Below are 15,703 nucleotides of genomic sequence, written 5' to 3' on the forward strand. Positions count from 1 at the left end.
GACCGGCGGGTGGGCGAGCCTCCACGCCGCCCACCCGCCGCCTCCCGCGCGCCTTCAAATCGACAGATTCGCGATGTAGTCCGCGAGCTCGTCCCGCGCGACACGCACCGCCGCCTCCGCCGCGTCGATCGACCGATCGGTCTCGCCGATCCGATCCTCCGTCGACGCGAGCGCCGTCAGGTACCGCGTGTGCAGCTCACTCCCTTGCGGCGCCGACGCCAGGTTCTTCCGCAGCCGCTCCTGATCCGCCACCAGCGTCTGCCGCTCCGTCCGCAGGAGCGCGAGCGCCTGCTCGCGCGATGCGAGCGTCCTCTGCAGCTCCGCCACGTGCTCGAGCGCGGCCCGCACCTCCGCCGACATCTCCGTCGACGCGAGCAACACCCCGAGCTCCTGCGCCGTGATCGACCCGATCACGATGCTCTGCTCGATCGGCCGTTCGAGCACCGCGTCCAAGCGAACGGTTTGTCCTTTTGGAACCTCCCGCCGGATCCGCACGTGCGTATCCGTCGTCCCGATCACGCCCTCCGTCGGCGCTGCCAGGGAAAAACCCTGGATACGCGGGTGCTCCACGACGAGCACGCGATCCTCGTCCGCCGCGCCCTTGATCGTGTACGTCGTCGTGCGCCGCTCCACGCGACGCACCTCCAGCACGCCCCGCGCGATCTTCGCGCCCGTCACCACCTGCGCGGTCTTCTCCTCGCGATCCACGCCCACGTCGAGGTCCACCGCGTAACTCACGAGCCGATCCTCGCCCGCGGGCAGCGCCCCGAGCCGCGCGTCTCCGACGAACGAGATCGGCTCGTTCGCCGCCGCGTTCTCGTAAATCGACAGGATGCCCGGCGGCAAACCCGTCTCGGTCTCGTTCATGAGCCGCACCGACGCGAGCGGGTTGCGCGCGTCGACGTCGTAGCGGTACCAGGAGACCCGCTCGATCGGGATCGACTCGCTCACGATCGGCACGAGCAGCGATTGCCCGCGCGGCAGATCCACCGGCTCCGGGAAGTGGAACACGACCTGCGTCGCGCCCTCCGTGGGCTCGGCGATCGGCGGCGCCTCGGGCGCCCCCGCCCCCTCGGCCGGTTGCGCCTCGAAGTTCAAGGCGTCCGCGGCCGACGGCGCGGCCATGAAGCCACGATGCATCACGCGCCCGTCTCCGAGCGCGCCGCTGGAGATCTCGGCCTCCGGCACGGCCCCCACGTCGACCGGCGGCAGCCTTCGCCCGAGCACCTCCACCGGCACCTCCGGGCGATTCACGAAATACGCTTCGTAGACCGCTTGTCGCAACGTCACGGGGTTGCCCGACGCCACCGACAGATCCACGTGGTTCCAGTCTTGCCCGCTCATGTTCTCCAGCAAGGCCCACCCTTCGAGCCGCGCCTCGCCCTCGCGCTCGGGCAACACGAGCCGATACGTCGCCTTCCACAGCGGCGCGCCGACCACGTACCCCACGCGCACCGTCCGCTCGCCTTGCCCGTGCACGTCGATCGTGATCGTGCGCCGATCCGCCGCCGCGTGCGCCGCGAGCGCGGCCAGCGCCTGCTCCACCTGGCTGCGCAGCCGCGCGTCCACGATGTCGATCTGATCCGCCTCTTCGAGCACGATCTGCCGCATGCCCGTCGGCGTCAGCAACGACAAACGGTGCCGCACGATCGTCCCCTTCCCTTCGCCGAGCGAGACCGTCTCGTCCGTCACCGAGACGATTCGCCCCTCCACGGTCGCGCCGTGCACCGACACGCGCACGAGCTGCCCGCGCAGCGCGCGCAGCAGCGACACCGTGGAGGACAGGTCCTCCTGCGAGAACGGCAGATCCCGGAAGAACTCGGAGAGCGGCGCGCGCCCGGGCAGGCTCGCTTGTCCGAGCCGCCCTTGCGGATCCACCGCGAGCAGGCTCTTCAGCACGTCGCTCACCTGATCGAGCCGCACGTCGAACGTGAGCTCGGCATCGCCGGAGACTTTTGCTTCGTGCTCGAAGTACCCGACGCCGCCCGTCGACAGCATCACGCGCCGGAGCGCGAGCTCCTCGGCCGACGCGGAGCCCGTGACGAACGACGTGGCGATGAGCCCGAGAGCCCACGCGGCCCCGATCCTCGATTTTCTCATGTGCCCTCCCCTTTCGCGCCTCTCGGCCCTGCCCGTCTCACCGAGCTCCCCCCGGAGGCCCGCGCTCGGCGGCATGCCGCTCGCGCGCTGCCATGTTCGTCGAGCGCGCTGCGGGGCACGTCAATGCGCCCGAGCCCGCCTCCCCGTTTTCCGTGCTGTCCCCCATGGCCTTTCGCTCGGCCGATGCCTGCATACAATCCAGCTTCGTGGAGCCGCGATTCTTCTGCGACGCGATGCTGGGAGGGCTCGCGCGGTGGCTACGCGCCGCGGGCTACGACGCCGCGTTCGAGCAAGGCATCGACGACGCGGTCCTCGTCGCGCGGGCCGGCGAGACCGGGCGCATCCTTTTGAGCTCCGACGGAGGCATCTTCGAGCGCACGCCCGTCCGAGAAGGGCACGTCCGCTCGCTCTTCGTGCCGCGCGCGCTGGGTTTGTCGGGGGAGCTCCGGTTCGTCCTCGGCGCGTTCTCGCTCCCGCTCCTGCCGCCGCGGTGCATGACCTGCGGCGGCGCGCTCCTCGAGCTCACGAAGGACGAGGCGCGCGCCGAGGCGCCGCCGAAGACGCTCGACAGGATCGAGACGTTCTACCGCTGCGAGGGCTGCGGCAAGCTGCTCTGGAGGGGCTCGCACTGGGAGCGCATCGCGCGTGTGCTCGCCGAGGCGGAGGCGGCCGCGCGGAGGCGCTGAGGCGGCGCGATCAAGGCGTGCCCGGGCGAACCTCGACGTTCGTGACCTTCGCGCTCCACGGGCAATATTGCCCGACCTGCGCGATCCACTCCGCCGTGTGCTCCTCGACGTACTCGGGCGTCCCGTCGCAGAGCTCGATCGTGAAGTCCGCGAACGCGACCTTCTCGGGGTCGACGTGGAAGGTCCACTTCGGATCGCAGTCCTGCCCGTCGATGACGACCTCGAAGTTCGGGATGCGCGCCGTGCCCATCTCCTTCAGTTGTTTCGCCTCCTCGATGAAGGCCTGGTTCGTGATCCAGACCGTGAACGGCTGATCCACGACGTCGAACGTCACGAGCGCGCCGCCCGTCCGATCCGCGCAAAGCGCGCTGCCGCCACCCGCGCCGCCCTGCCCTCCGGCGCCGCCTTGACCACCGGCGCCGCCTTGGCCGCCCTGCCCACCTGCGCCGCCCTGCCCGCCCTGCCCTCCGGCGCCGCCTTGACCCCCCTCACCACCCTCGCCACCCGCGCCGCAGGCGGCATCGCACGTTTGCCCCTTGTCGCAGCCCTGGAGGAACGCAGTCGTCGCCACAAGTGAAAGAACCATTGCAAGTGAGTGTATCCGTTTCATGCCCACCCCATCCAGCACGCTCTGTGCCAGCGGAAAAATCGATTCTCGATACACCCTCGCCGCGCTGCGTCTGGCCTCGGCGCCGCGCCTGGCACAACCTGGGCCGGAGCGAAGGCATCTCGACGTCTTGCGGTGCGGGCGGGGGTTTCGTTTAGAATGCGCTCATGCACCCCACGCTTCGGCTCTCGGCAGGTTACGCCGACAAATCCCCGCACCTCAGGGACGAGGTGAAGATCCTCCAGCGCGCGCTCGCGGGCTGGGGGTTCGACGTGAAGCCCGACGGGCAGTTCGGCCCCGGCACCGAGAGGGCCGTGCGCACCTTTCAACGACGCCAGGGGCTCGTCCCCGACGACGGCATCGTGGGACCGAAGACGTGGGAGGCCCTGCTCCAGAAGAAGGCCACGCCCGTCGGCACCTCCGTGCGCGACACGCCCATCGTCACGGGCAGCGAGTGCTTCCCGTTCAGCAAGCTCCCCACGGTGAACTGGACGAGCTCGCCGCGATCGTTCGGATCACGCCGGAGCGGCGGCACGCGCGCGCATGCGGGCTGCGACCTTTACGCCTCGCTCGGGACGTGGATCCACGCCATCGCCGACGGCGAGGTCATCCAGGGCCCGTACCCGTTCTACTGCGAGACGTACGCGCTCGAGGTGCACCACGGATCGTTCGTCATCCGGTACGGCGAGATTCAGAGGTTCACGACGGTGAAGGCCGGCGACAAGGTCAAGGCGGGGGACCGAATCGCCAAGGTCGGGCACCTCGTGGGCATCAAGGTGCCGAGCGACATGCTCCACCTCGAGATGTACAAGGGCAACCTCTCCGGGCCCCTCACGCAACGCTCGGGCGGCGCGAAAACGGCAGACGGCGCGGCCTTCCAGCGCCGCGCGGACCTCATGGATCCGACCCAGCACCTGCACCGCTGGGCGAGCAATTTGCCCCACGATTGACGCTCGTTCGCGGGGCGGACGCGCCGCTTGCCAAGCGCGGCGGATTCGCTGTACCAAACTTCCATGCGCCCGCGTTTCTCGTCCTTCGCCCTCCTCGTCGCGTCGCTCCTCACCCCCACGCTCGCCGGCTGCGGCGGCGAAGAATCGAAGCCGCCCGCCACGCCCACGCCCACGCCGATCGCCGACGATCAAGGCAAAGCGACGAACCTCTCGTGCCCCGGCGCGGTCGGGTGCGAAAAGGCCGAGGGCGACCTGCTCGTCGGCGCCTCGGCGCAGAAGATCACGCCCACGATCGAGACCTGGACCGATACGAACCAGAATGGCCAGTGGGACGAGGGCGAGGCGTACGAAGACGCGAACGGCAATGGGACGTGGGACGGCATCTGGCTCGCGGGCTTCAGCAATGGCCGCGCCGCGACGGGCGTGCACGACGACGTCTGGGCGCGCGCGGTCGTCCTCGAGCAAGGCGACGTCTCCGTGGGCATGGTCTCGCTCGACCTCGTCGGGTATTTCCAGCAATACGTGCTCGACATCCGCAGGGCCGCGGCGGCCGAGGGGCTCGATTTCGATCACATCCTCGTCGCCTCCACGCACGTGCACGAGGCGCGCGACACGATGGGCATGTGGGGCCGCAGCCCGAGCAGCACGGGCATCGATCCGGCCTACATGGATCTCATCGTCAAGCAAGCCGTCCTCGCGCTGAAGGAGGCGAAGGCGGGCCAGAAGAAGGCCAAGCTCGTGACCGCGCAGGCAGAGGCGCCGGAGCTCGTGAACGACACGCGAAGGCCTTTCGTGATCGATCAGAACATCACGACGCTGCAGTTCCGGGACGAGAGTGACGCCGTCCTCACGAACGTGGTGTTCTGGGGCAATCATCCCGAGGCGCTCGGATCGGACAACACCCTCGTCACCTCCGATTACCCGCATTTCCTCCGCGAGACGATGGAAGCGAAATGGCCGGGGGCGCCGACGGTCTTCTTCAATGGCCCGCTCGGCGGCCTGACGACGACGATCGGGATCGTCGGCTGCCCGGATTTCAGCGGGATGGAGACGTGCAAGCAGGGGACGTGGGAGCGCGCGGAGTACGTCGGCAAGGGCGCGGCGGAGGCGGCGATCGCGGCGCTCGAAGGCGCGAATACGACGAAGGACGAGGCGCCGTCGCTCGAGGTGCACCGCCGGGCGTTCCTCATGCCGGCGACGAACACCTCGCTCGCGATTGCGGTCCTCTCGGGGCTCATGCCGCGCGAGGTCTACTGGTCCGACGGAAAACGCGTGATGGAGGAGGAGCGCCCGGGCATCGGCGTCGGCCTCTTGTTGAACGGCGACGTCGTCATCGCGACCGAGGTGAACGGCATTCACATCGGCCCGGTGGCGATCGCCACGGTGCCCGGCGAGCTTTACACCGAGCTCTGGCTCCAGAAGCCGGACGGGACCTCGTACATCGAAAAACCCGAGGGCGCCGATTATCCGGACGCGGTCCCCGAGACGCCGATCCAGGCCATCCTGCCGAAGGACTCCATCAAGGTGATGGTGAACAACGCGAACGACGCGGTCGGCTACATCGTCCCGCTGCCTCAATGGGACGCGCTGCCGCCCTTCGATTACGGCGACAACGACGACGCGTATGGCGAGGAGAACTCGTCGGGCTACCAGGCCGCGCCGACGATCACGAGCGAATTCGGCAAGATGTACGGCAAGTGAGGCCGCGGGGGCGCGAGCGCCCGGGGCTCAGTTCAGATCGACGATCCCCCGGCAGCCGAGCTTGTCCCTCACCTTCCAGCAGTCCGGCATTCCCAGAGGCGCCGGCTCCCCCAGCTTGGTCCGGACGCACACGCCCGGATCTCGATCCGAAACCGAAATGAAAGAGATCTGCCTTCCCGGGCGCCCCGATGCCGAGCAGAGCTCCGCCCTCGCGGGGGAATCCAGGTCGACGATGTTGGTACAGCGTAACCCCTGGTTGTGAGCCGCGGCCCAGCAATCCGGAACCCCTGGAGGCGCCGGCGTATCGAGCTTGACGCGAATGCACATCTCCGGGTCGCGGGTCGATTCAGAGACCGTCGCGTTTTGCCTCCCACTCTCCCACGACGCCGAACAGGCCGCGGCCTCGGGGGTGTCCAGGGTGATGATCTTCCGACAGTTCATGCCGTGATTACGCGCCGCGCGCCAGCAATCCGGAGTCCCCGGAGCCACCGGGATCCCATGCGTGACCCGGAGGCAGACCCCCGGAGCTTGCTGCAATTCGGTGACCGTCGCGCCCTGCCTCCCCGCCACGTCCGACGCCGAACAGATCGCCGATTCAGCGCTCGCCGATCCGCTCATGAGGGCAGCCGAAGCCAGAATCGCGGCGCCCATCCCGAAGCGAAGGATCGTGGTGACTTTGCGAGATTTCATCATGTGCATCCCCCCCTGATTCCTGTTCTGCGCGGGTGCGCGGCGCGCGAGCACGGCGCCGCCGAGCGCGAGCCCATCCCACGATGGCTCGGCTCCGCGGATACATATTCGTCCTTGCTCCCATCACAAGGCCCGCGCGGGACGGCGTGCGGGCGTATGGGTCCCCGGCGCGCTCTCCTCCCTTTTCGCGCTTCCCGACCCTCGCCTTGCCGCCCGAGTGTACGCGCTTTAGCGTCTGCGTCGCGTGATCACGCCCGCCCGACGACGAAGACCACCGCCGTCGTCGCGCTCCCGCCGATGTTCAGCGTCGCCACGCGTTTCGCCCCCGGCACCTGATTCTCTCCCGCTTCGCCCGTCACCTGCTTCTGCGCGTCGAGCAGCATCCGAACGCCCGTCGCGCCCACGGGGTGTCCGATGCCCATGAGCCCGCCGCCGGGGTTCACGGGCAGCTTTCCGCCGCGGAGGACCGTGCCGTCCTCGATGACCCGGAACGGCTCACCCGCCGGGGCGAGGCCGAAATGGTCGATGCCCATGTAATGCGAGATCGTGAAGCAGTCGTGGACCTCGACGGCCGAGAGCGCGCTCGGCCCCTCGATCCGCGCCCGGGCGAACGCGTCGAGCACCGCGCCGCGCACGTGCGGGAACACGTACGGCTCGCCGCGGCTCGCTTCGAGTTTGTCCTTCATACCCATTCGCGCCGTCCGATGCCCGTACCCCTCGATGCGCGCGAGCCCATCCATCGACACACCGCGCCGGCGCGCCCATTCGGCCGCGTACTCCGCCGAAGCGAGCACCACGCAGGCGGAGCCGTCGGTCACGGGGCTCGCGTCGTAGCGGCGCGTGCGGCCGGCGATCACCGGGTTTTCCTTGTCGTCCTCGGCGAGCGCGCCCTCCGTGAGCGTCCACTTCCGGGTCTGCGCATGGGGGTTGTCCCGGGCATTCTCGTAGTTGTTCCGGGCCAGCGCCGCGAGGTGCTCGCGCCGGAGCCCGTGACGCCGATCGTATTCCTCGGCCACGTGGCTGAAGAGCTCCGGCCATGGATACGCGACGCCCTCCGTCTCGCGCGGCACCCACGCGGCCGCGCCGAGCTTTTGCTGGGATTCGAAGCCCGAGAGCGCCCGCATCAGCTCCACGCCGAGGACGAGCGCGACGTCGTATCGCCCGGCCTGCAAATCCGCCATTGCCGCGAGCGCGGCCACGCCACCCGACGCGCAGGCGGCCTCGTGCCGCGTGATGGGGATTCCCGCGAGGTCGGGATGCGCCTCGGCGAGCAGCCCGCCGAGGTGGCTCTGGCCCGTGTAGAGCTCGGGAATGAAGCTGCCCACGTGCCCCACCTCGACCTCACGCGCCTCTACGCCCGTGTGCTCGAGCGCGAGCGTCGCCGCCTCGCCGATCAGATCAAAAAGGCCTTTGCCCTCGCGCGTGACATTTCGAGCGAAATCGGTCTGGTAGCCGCCGAGGACGAAGACCGGAGGGAGCGCGCGATCACGCGGCGCGACGCGGGGGGAAGCCGTCATGGTGCGACGACTCTACGGCGCCCGCGGCCCCCGCGGCAAGGGCGTCAGGCGACGCCTCGCGCGTCTTGCCCGGCGTGGCGGCCGCCATCGCCGAAGATGGCGGCCGTCACGGAGGATCGATGAAGTGCTAGGCCATCCGCGCCCGTTTGCAATGACGCGCGCGATGGCGCCAGCGCATCACCAGAATCCGTCGCAGCCGCCGATGAAGCCGGCGCCGCCGCAGGGGCCGATTCCGCAACCTGCCCCGACGAGGCCGCCGCAGGGGCCGATGCCGCCGATGCCGCCGATGAAGCCGCCGCAACCGCCGCCGATGAAGCCGCCGCAGCCGCCCCAGCCGCCCCAGCCCCCGATCGCGCCGCCGCACGGTCCGCCACAGAAGCCGCCGCGGTAGCCATAGTAGGGGAAGCCGCGCCCCCACCAGTTCGAGAGCGCTGCGGCATCTTCCGCCGTGGCCTCGTCGCCTTCGTCCGCGACGTCGGCGTTTTCGTCCACTGCGGCCACGCTATTGTCCGTGGCTTCTCCGCTGGCGTCCGCGACGGATGCAGCCTCGGCGCCGGCGAGATCGTCCTCGGCGGCGTCGGCGAGCTCCGTAGCGCAGCCCGTGCATAGCATGGCAACCGAGGCAGACAGCGTGAGCAGCAGCGACCCGAGCTTCGACATGGAATGCATAGCTGGTGACCTCCCGTTTCTCTTGGCTCCCTGGACCTCTCCTACGAGGCTGATCCGCGAGGCTCAGCCGCGTACGGAGGTCGGCCAGGTACCAATTCCTTCGGGCCACTCGGTTCGATGTCCAGTCGTCAGGGCCACGCCCATTCAAACGGGAAATACCGACGACGGGAATGCGTAATGTCGGCGCGACGGCGGAAGCAGAAGCGGGACGGAAGCGGGAGCGGGGATCTGGGGAACACACTCGGGGACGGAGATCGTACCGCCGTGCTCGGCCTCTTCGAGGCCAAACCGTCCTCGCCGTCCTCGGGCGTGGCATTTCGATCGAAGCGACGGCTTCAGTGTGCGTGCGCCGCGACGGGCGTGCCGACCTGGATATCGGCCATCATCCCGTTCTCGCTGTGCTCCGAGATGTGGCAATGCACCATCCAGCGGCCGTGGTTCTCGAAGTACGTGAGAATCGTCGCGGTCTCGTTGCCGCGCACCTCGACGGTGTCGCGCAGCCCCGGCTCGAAGACGGGTTTTCCGCCGCGCTCGAGGATCTGAAAGAACTGGCCGTGGATGTGGAACGGGTGCCGCGGGCTCACGTTGCTCGACAGCGTGATCTTCACGGGCACGTTGGGCTCGAACGTGTCGAGTAGCACGTGCTCGTGCCCCTCCCCCACGTAGGACGGCACGCCATTGATGGTGAATTGCACCTGCCCGTCCACGACCCCGCCCGAGAGCTTCCATTCGTGCGGCGTCGCCTCCACGGACGTCGCGGGCAACGAGACCTTCGGGTAAACGGGCTCCGGCGTCACGACTTCGCCTTCGATCGTCCCGCGCGCGAGCTCGAACGGCGCCTCGACCACGTTGTCGTTCTCGTCGAGCACGAGGACGAGGGCTTCGAGCACGATTTCGGTGGCGTCCGGCTTCGGCCGCACCTCGAAATCGTACCGTTGTCCCGGCGCGATCTCGACACGATCGAGGGGAAATGCTTCCGGCAAGAGCCCGCCGTCCGTGGAGATCACGCGCGCGTCTGCGCCGCGGATCCGCAGCCCGTACGACAGCGCGTTCGTCGCGAGCACGAAGCGCCACCGCTCGATGGCCCCGCGCGGGATCGTGAACGTCACGGGGCCCTCACCTCCCTCGCCGTTGATGATCCGGCCATTGGAGAGAAGCCGGTTGCCCACGCGCCCGGCGCCGATGTCGGGTCCGCTCGTGAGGAAGCCCGAGATCTGGTTGTTCGTGGTCCGGAGCCGGATGTCGTCGCCGACGAAGATCCGCTCGGCCGAGAACACCGGAAAATCCCGCTCGTGGACCACGATGGCGCCGTAGAGCCCGTATTCGAGCTGCTGGATCTGGTGCAGGTGCGTGTGATACCAGAACGTGCCGGGGTCGGGGACGACGAAATCGTACGTGAAAGACGCGCCCGGCTGCACCGGGTTCTGGATGACGGGTGAACCATCCATTTGATCCGAGATCCGGAGCCCGTGCCAGTGCACGACCGTCTCCTCGGCGAGCTCGTTCTTGAAATGGACGATGACCCGATCGCCGGCCCGCGCGTGGAGCAGCGGCCCCGGGAATTGATCATTGTAATTGAAGAGCTGTGTCGGTTCGCCCGGGAGGAGCTGCACGGCGTGGGACCGCGCGACCAGGTCGACCTCCACGATGTGGGGGTCCGGATTCAGGTCCGGCAGGGGCGTGAGCCCCGATACATCGGGGAGCGGCGGCAACTCCGGATGAACGACCTCCCCGCTGAAGGGGCCCGGCGCGTTCGCGTCGTTCCCGCAGCCCACGAGGATCCCGACAAGGGCAAACGCGCCCATCGTGTAGCGACTCATGGAAAGTGAGGCTACCAGTAGCCGACGTTTCTGAAAATGAAAATCGTCATCATCATGATGGAGTAGCCGTGGTGATACACGCTACACACTACCCGCTCCCCCTCTGCCCCACGGGTTTTTCTGGTGAAACGTCGAGCCCGCGAAGCGGCAGCACCCGCACTTGCGGCCCTTGCCCGCCTTCCTCTTGACGTCCCGCGCGCATTCGTGTCCCGTCGGGCCATGCGCACTTCGCTGGTCCTTCCGCTGTGTTTTGGTGTGATCGTCCTTGGTTGTGGTGACTCCGGCGAGATCGGAGTGACCGGATCGGGCTCGAGCTCGGTCGGATCCGGCGGCCACGGGGGAATGGGCGGCGGCGCGACGGTGGGCCCCGGGGGAATGGGCGGCGTCGGGGGAATGGGCGGCGTCGGGGGAATGGGCGGCGCAGGCGGGAGCGGAAGCGGTGGCGCGGGCGGCAACGGCGGCGCGGGCGGCATCGGCGGCATGGGCAACGGTGGCGCGGGCGGAAGCGGCGGTGCAGGCGGCAACGGCGGCATGGGCAACGGCGGCGCGGGCGGCATCGGCGGCACCGGAGGCATGGGCAACGGCGGCGCGGGCGGCATCGGCGGCACCGGAGGCATGGGCAACGGCGGCGCGGGCGGTAACGGCGGCATGGGAGGCATGGGCAACGGCGGCAACGGCGGCATGGGCGGCTCCGGCGGCATGGGCGGCTCCGGCGGCATGGGCGGCGCCCCTCCGTTTTGCATGCCCGGCTCGGTCGAGCCCTGCTACACGGGCCCGCGCGGCACGCAAAACGTCGGCGTCTGCAAGGCCGGCACGAAGACCTGCAATCCCGATGGAATGGCCTACGGCCCCTGCACCGGCGAAGTGATCCCGTCCGCCGAGGTCTGCGCGACGGCCGAGGACGACGATTGCGACGGACAAACCAACGAGGAAGGCGCCGACTGCGTCTGCGCCCCCGGCACGTCCATCCCCTGTTATACCGGGCCCATGGGCACCGACGGGGTCGGCATCTGCATGGCGGGCATGAAGCTTTGCAACGATCTCGGCACGGCGTACGGCCCCTGCATGGGCGAAATCACGCCCGCGGCCGAGACCTGCGCCACCACCGTCGACGACGATTGCGACGGACAAACCAACGAGGAAGGCGCCGACTGCGTCTGCCCCCCGAACGCCGTCCTTCCTTGTTACACCGGGCCCATGGGCACGGTCGGAATCGGTATGTGCAAAGCCGGGACCGCGATGTGCGACGCGCTCGGCACCTCGCTCGGGCCCTGCATGGGCGAGGTCACGCCCGCGGCCGAGTCCTGCGCCACGCCCGGCGACGACGATTGCGACGGACAAACCAACGAGGGCTGCGTCTGCGTCCCGGGGACGACGCAGAGCTGCTACACCGGGCCCGCGGGCACGGCGGGCGTCGGCGCCTGCAAGGCCGGCACCCGGAGCTGCAATGCGCAAGGCACCGGATACGGGGCCTGCGTCGGCGAGGTCCAGCCGCAGCCCGAGAGCTGCATGACGGCCGCCGATGACGATTGCGACGGACAAACCAACGAGGGTTGCGCCAACCTGACCTGCGCGGTCTACCAGGAGAACTTCGACGACGGCACCGCGAGCTCGCTCAGCGCGGGCGTGTACAAGATCGAATGGTGCGACGACTACATCCCGATCGCCTCGAACACGCCGCCTTGCATGACGGGTCGCACCCTCCGGACGAACGAGTCCACGATCGATCCCACGATCTGGGTCTACAAGAGCGACGCGAGCTGCACCTCCGTGCGATTGAATTACACCTACTATCAGTTCGAGCTCGCGAACGTGAACGTCTCCTACCAGCAGAGTAACGACATCATCGAGTCCTGCGAGAAATCGGGCAGCTTCACCAGCGTCACCGGCCATAACGCGCTCAAGGCCTGCACGGCGCAGACGCAGATCACGATCCCGTTCGGCAGTTCGAAGGGCGTCTACATCCGCTTCGACCACGGCACCGGGTCGAACGCCCTCTGGATCGACAACCTCTCCCTGGAGCTCGTCGGCTGCGGCTGTTGAGCCTCCGCGCGAATCGCGTTATCGTCGGGCATGGTCTCCCGCGTCCGCCGCTCGCCCTCCCCTGCCCTCGCCGCGCTCCTCGCCGCCCTCCCGCTCGGCTGCGGCGCGCCGCAAACCCCCGCGAAGGTCGACGCGACCGCCTCGAACCCCGCCGGATCCTCGGCCCCCCTCGCGAGCACGGCGCCGCCCCCGCCCACGAGCGAATCGACGAGCCCCGCTCCCGCCCCTGAAAAACCCGCGCGACCGCCGAGCCCTTTCCACCCCCTGATCGTGCACGGGCAGCCGAGCTTCCGGATGATCGTGCTCCCCTCGTTCATCGCGGCGATCAGCGGTGAGTACCTCTCGACGCCCATTCGTATCGACGGAAATGGGGCGCGCGTGGATGGAAGCCTCTACGCCGGGCTCGAGGGCGTCGGCGAGCAAAATGCGTTTTACGTCATGTGGATCGCGGGGGATTGGCCGAAGCACGGAAAACTCGGGCTCAACCTGCCCGGCGAGCGCGGCGGTGAGGACGTGTTTTATTCGTGGAAAGGCTCGGCCTGGACTCGCGACCCGGACAAACCCATGCCGCCGGCGGTCTCGTCCGCTTATTACATGGGCGGGATCTATTCGAGCGCGCCCTGGGGGGATCGAACGCTGTACGAGATCAACGATCCGAGCCTCGACGTCTCCAAGCCCATCTTCGTGCTCGGCCCCGGCGGAAGCAGCCCGCCCGCGCCCGAAATCGCCAAGGGTACGGGGGGCTGCAAGACGAAGCTGCTCGGGCACGCAGACCTCCAGGCATTGGCTTCGGGGGAGCTCGTCGGCTTCGGGAAGGTGTGCCGCGAGGGAGACTCGCCCTCGTTTTTCGGACAATCGGGCGCGGGGCCGCTCGCCGTCGAACGCTGGCCCAAGGGCTCGCGCACGTCGATGATCGAGGAGCTCCCGGGCTCGGACGTCGTCACCTCGCTCCGGCCCGGCGCGCGTTTGTACGTGCTCGGCCCGAACGACGTCCTCGCCGTGGCCCTGCCCGGCGATCATCACGGGGCCTACGTCGCGCACTGGAATGGCAAGGCCTGGAGCGACATCTCGCCCGGCGGAAGCGAGGACGTGAACGACGCCTTCCGCACGAAGGACGGCGCACTCTGGCTCGTGCGCGAGAAGGTGATCGATCGATATTCGTCCGGGAAATGGACGACCTTCACGCCCGGCGGCATATCCCATGCGATCGAATGGGCGAAGGTCGGCCCGGACGAGAAGATCTGGGCCGGACGGAGCGAGGAGCTCTTGACCCTCGAAAAAGATGGCTTCCGCGTGATCCCCCTGCCCGAGCTCGATCCCGAGGAGGAAGGCACGCCGATCGACATCGTCTTCCGCGGCGACGAGACCCTCGTCGCGGCGCGCGCCGGCGGCCAGGTGACGGTGCTCTCCACGAAAAAGCCTGCGAAGGTGCTGGATCTCGACGCGCCGGAGGAGGCCGGCGAGGGCGCGCCGCCCAAAGCGCGCCCGGCGCCCAAGACCGATGTCCACGCATTCGCCCGCATCACGCCCGGGACGCCGGGCTGCAAGGAGCTCTTCGTCGTGCTCTACAAGCTCGCGAAGGTGGCCCCGCCCGATTACGATTTTCCCCTCACCCGCGCGGCGCTGAAGGGCCACACCGAGCTTTCGAACGTGAAGTTCGCCGAGACCGAGGAGGCGGGCCGCCGCTATTTCGTGGCCTTCGTGCCCAGTTTTTCCGTCGGCCAGAAGCTCGTGAAGACCGTGCAGGAAGGCGTGAAGGGCTCGACGCCGCAGCTCCTCTGCGGCAAACCCGCCCGGACGAACCGCGACATCCGCATCGACCTGCGCACCGGAGACATTGTCAAGGCGAACCCATGATCTCCGGAAGGATCGTCCTCCTCGCCACGCTCGCCTCCGGGCTCTTCGGGCTCGCGGCCGCGCAAAGCGCCGAGCCCACGAAAATGCCCGGGCCCGCGCCCGTGCCGCGCCGCGCCCACGCGGCCGAGGAGAACACCCGTTGCGAGGCCTGCCACGCGGACATCGCCGCAGAATGGCGCGCCTCGCTGCACAAGAAGGCCCACGACGATCCGGCCTATCAACGCGCCCTCGCCATCGAGCCCCTTCCCTTTTGCCGCGGCTGCCACGCCCCGGAGGCGGATCCGATGCGGGATCCACCTCCGGAACTCGGCTCCCTCGGCGTCGCGTGCACCTCGTGCCACGGCGACCTCTCGCGCGTGCTCGCCGCCCCGCAAAACACCGGACGATCCGCGCCGCACCCGGTCGTGCGCGACGCCGCCTTCGCCTCGGCCTCCGCCTGCGCGAATTGTCACGAATTCTCCTTCCCCGATCCCGATCGCCGCTTCGCGCCCCTCTTCATGCAATCGACGGCGAGCGAGCATCGCGCCTCGCCGTTCGCAGGCCAGAGCTGCGCCGAATGCCACATGCCCCTCGTCGGCGAGGGCGCGTCGAAGCACCGCAGCCATCGATTCCCGGCCTCGCGTGATCCCGCGCTCCTCCGCGCCGCGGCCCGCATCACGGCCACGCGCCCGAGCGCGGGCACGGTCGAGGTGCACATCGAGCCGCGCGCCCTCGGACACGCATTCCCCACGGGTGATCTCTTCCGGCGCCTCGCCGTCCGCGCCGAGGCCGTGGGCGCGGAGCAAAGCGTCCTTTCCGAGGACGTCCGTTACCTCTCGCGGCGCTTCGGCCGCGGCAAAGGCCGCGACGGCCGCTCGATCAAGGTGCTCACCGGCGACGACCGCGTCATGCCCGGCGCGCCGTCCGTCGTCACGCTCTCGCTCGGCGAAAACGCCGACGGCGCGCCGATCCATTGGCAAGTCGCCTACGAGCGGGTGGAGCACCCGATTGAGGAGAATTCGGATCAGGCCGTGGTGGAAGGCGAGGTCGTGCTCGCCGAAGGGACGCTCGCGCCGCCCTGAGC

The 15,703-nt window shown here is 69.0% G+C and carries 12 protein-coding genes; 6 read left to right on the forward strand and 6 right to left on the reverse strand.

Annotated features, from left to right (window positions below; all coding sequences use genetic code 11):
* Window positions 1-54 precede the first annotated feature (54 nt).
* Window positions 55-2,100: a DUF4139 domain-containing protein gene (locus QHF84_RS01375; protein ID WP_281311301.1), complete on the reverse strand. Its 2,046-nt coding sequence runs from the start codon at window positions 2,098-2,100 to the stop codon at window positions 55-57.
* Between the two features lie 206 nt (window positions 2,101-2,306).
* Here QHF84_RS01375 and QHF84_RS01380 point away from each other — a divergent pair, with 206 nt between their 5' ends.
* The gene (locus QHF84_RS01380; protein WP_281311302.1) at window positions 2,307-2,786 is read left to right on the forward strand and encodes a Mut7-C RNAse domain-containing protein; all 480 of its coding nucleotides are present in this window, start codon (window positions 2,307-2,309) and stop codon (window positions 2,784-2,786) included.
* 10 nt (window positions 2,787-2,796) lie between these two features.
* On the opposite strand, the gene QHF84_RS01385 is transcribed toward QHF84_RS01380, so the two are convergent.
* On the reverse strand, window positions 2,797-3,372 hold the full coding sequence (locus QHF84_RS01385) for a hypothetical protein (protein ID WP_281311303.1): 576 nt from the start codon (window positions 3,370-3,372) through the stop codon (window positions 2,797-2,799).
* A 188-nt stretch (window positions 3,373-3,560) separates the two neighbouring features.
* Between QHF84_RS01385 and QHF84_RS01390 the strand changes: the two genes are divergently transcribed.
* Window positions 3,561-4,343 (forward strand): peptidoglycan-binding protein, encoded by a 783-nt coding sequence (locus tag QHF84_RS01390; protein ID WP_281311304.1) that lies wholly within the window; start codon window positions 3,561-3,563, stop codon window positions 4,341-4,343.
* A 63-nt stretch (window positions 4,344-4,406) separates the two neighbouring features.
* Window positions 4,407-6,044, forward strand: coding sequence for a hypothetical protein (locus tag QHF84_RS01395; protein ID WP_281311305.1), 1,638 nt, complete (start codon window positions 4,407-4,409; stop codon window positions 6,042-6,044).
* Window positions 6,045-6,071: 27 nt separating this feature from the next.
* Here QHF84_RS01395 and QHF84_RS01400 read toward each other — a convergent pair whose 3' ends face one another.
* The 4 genes from QHF84_RS01400 to QHF84_RS01415 form a co-directional block, all read right to left on the reverse strand.
* A complete protein-coding gene (locus QHF84_RS01400; protein ID WP_281311306.1) occupies window positions 6,072-6,788 on the reverse strand; it encodes a hypothetical protein in 717 nt (238 codons plus the stop codon).
* 194 nt (window positions 6,789-6,982) lie between these two features.
* A complete protein-coding gene (locus tag QHF84_RS01405; protein WP_281311307.1) occupies window positions 6,983-8,251 on the reverse strand; it encodes an acetyl-CoA acetyltransferase in 1,269 nt (422 codons plus the stop codon).
* Between the two features lie 177 nt (window positions 8,252-8,428).
* Window positions 8,429-8,911, reverse strand: a complete 483-nt coding sequence (locus QHF84_RS01410; RefSeq protein ID WP_281311308.1) for a hypothetical protein — start codon at window positions 8,909-8,911, stop codon at window positions 8,429-8,431.
* Between the two features lie 344 nt (window positions 8,912-9,255).
* The gene (locus QHF84_RS01415) at window positions 9,256-10,740 is read right to left on the reverse strand and encodes a multicopper oxidase family protein (RefSeq protein ID WP_281311309.1); all 1,485 of its coding nucleotides are present in this window, start codon (window positions 10,738-10,740) and stop codon (window positions 9,256-9,258) included.
* 219 nt (window positions 10,741-10,959) lie between these two features.
* Here QHF84_RS01415 and QHF84_RS01420 point away from each other — a divergent pair, with 219 nt between their 5' ends.
* From QHF84_RS01420 to QHF84_RS01430, 3 genes are read left to right on the forward strand one after another with little or no spacing between them, the layout of a single operon-like run.
* Window positions 10,960-12,783, forward strand: a complete 1,824-nt coding sequence (locus tag QHF84_RS01420; RefSeq protein WP_281311310.1) for a MopE-related protein — start codon at window positions 10,960-10,962, stop codon at window positions 12,781-12,783.
* Between the two features lie 30 nt (window positions 12,784-12,813).
* Complete coding sequence (locus QHF84_RS01425; RefSeq protein WP_281311311.1) at window positions 12,814-14,640, forward strand: hypothetical protein; 1,827 nt, start codon at window positions 12,814-12,816, stop codon at window positions 14,638-14,640.
* Window positions 14,637-15,701, forward strand: a complete 1,065-nt coding sequence (locus QHF84_RS01430) for a multiheme c-type cytochrome (protein ID WP_281311312.1) — start codon at window positions 14,637-14,639, stop codon at window positions 15,699-15,701. The genes QHF84_RS01425 and QHF84_RS01430 overlap by 4 nt, the downstream gene beginning before the upstream one ends.
* Window positions 15,702-15,703: the final 2 nt, after the last annotated feature.

Source organism: Polyangium sp. y55x31, from assembly GCF_029946505.1.
Classification (GTDB): domain Bacteria; phylum Myxococcota_A; class Polyangia; order Polyangiales; family Polyangiaceae; genus Polyangium.

Bases quoted from the DNA above. Each gene is read 5' to 3' on its own strand.
- QHF84_RS01375 (WP_281311301.1), bottom strand. From the start codon at position 2,100: ATGAGAAAATCGAGGATCGGGGCCGCGTGGGCTCTCGGGCTCATCGCC.
- QHF84_RS01420 (WP_281311310.1), top strand. From the start codon at position 10,960: ATGCGCACTTCGCTGGTCCTTCCGCTGTGTTTTGGTGTGATCGTCCTT.
- QHF84_RS01410 (WP_281311308.1), bottom strand. From the start codon at position 8,911: ATGTCGAAGCTCGGGTCGCTGCTGCTCACGCTGTCTGCCTCGGTTGCC.
- QHF84_RS01395 (WP_281311305.1), top strand. From the start codon at position 4,407: ATGCGCCCGCGTTTCTCGTCCTTCGCCCTCCTCGTCGCGTCGCTCCTC.
- QHF84_RS01425 (WP_281311311.1), top strand. From the start codon at position 12,814: ATGGTCTCCCGCGTCCGCCGCTCGCCCTCCCCTGCCCTCGCCGCGCTC.
- QHF84_RS01430 (WP_281311312.1), top strand. From the start codon at position 14,637: ATGATCTCCGGAAGGATCGTCCTCCTCGCCACGCTCGCCTCCGGGCTC.
- QHF84_RS01415 (WP_281311309.1), bottom strand. From the start codon at position 10,740: ATGAGTCGCTACACGATGGGCGCGTTTGCCCTTGTCGGGATCCTCGTG.
- QHF84_RS01405 (WP_281311307.1), bottom strand. From the start codon at position 8,251: ATGACGGCTTCCCCCCGCGTCGCGCCGCGTGATCGCGCGCTCCCTCCG.
- QHF84_RS01385 (WP_281311303.1), bottom strand. From the start codon at position 3,372: ATGGTTCTTTCACTTGTGGCGACGACTGCGTTCCTCCAGGGCTGCGAC.
- QHF84_RS01390 (WP_281311304.1), top strand. From the start codon at position 3,561: ATGCACCCCACGCTTCGGCTCTCGGCAGGTTACGCCGACAAATCCCCG.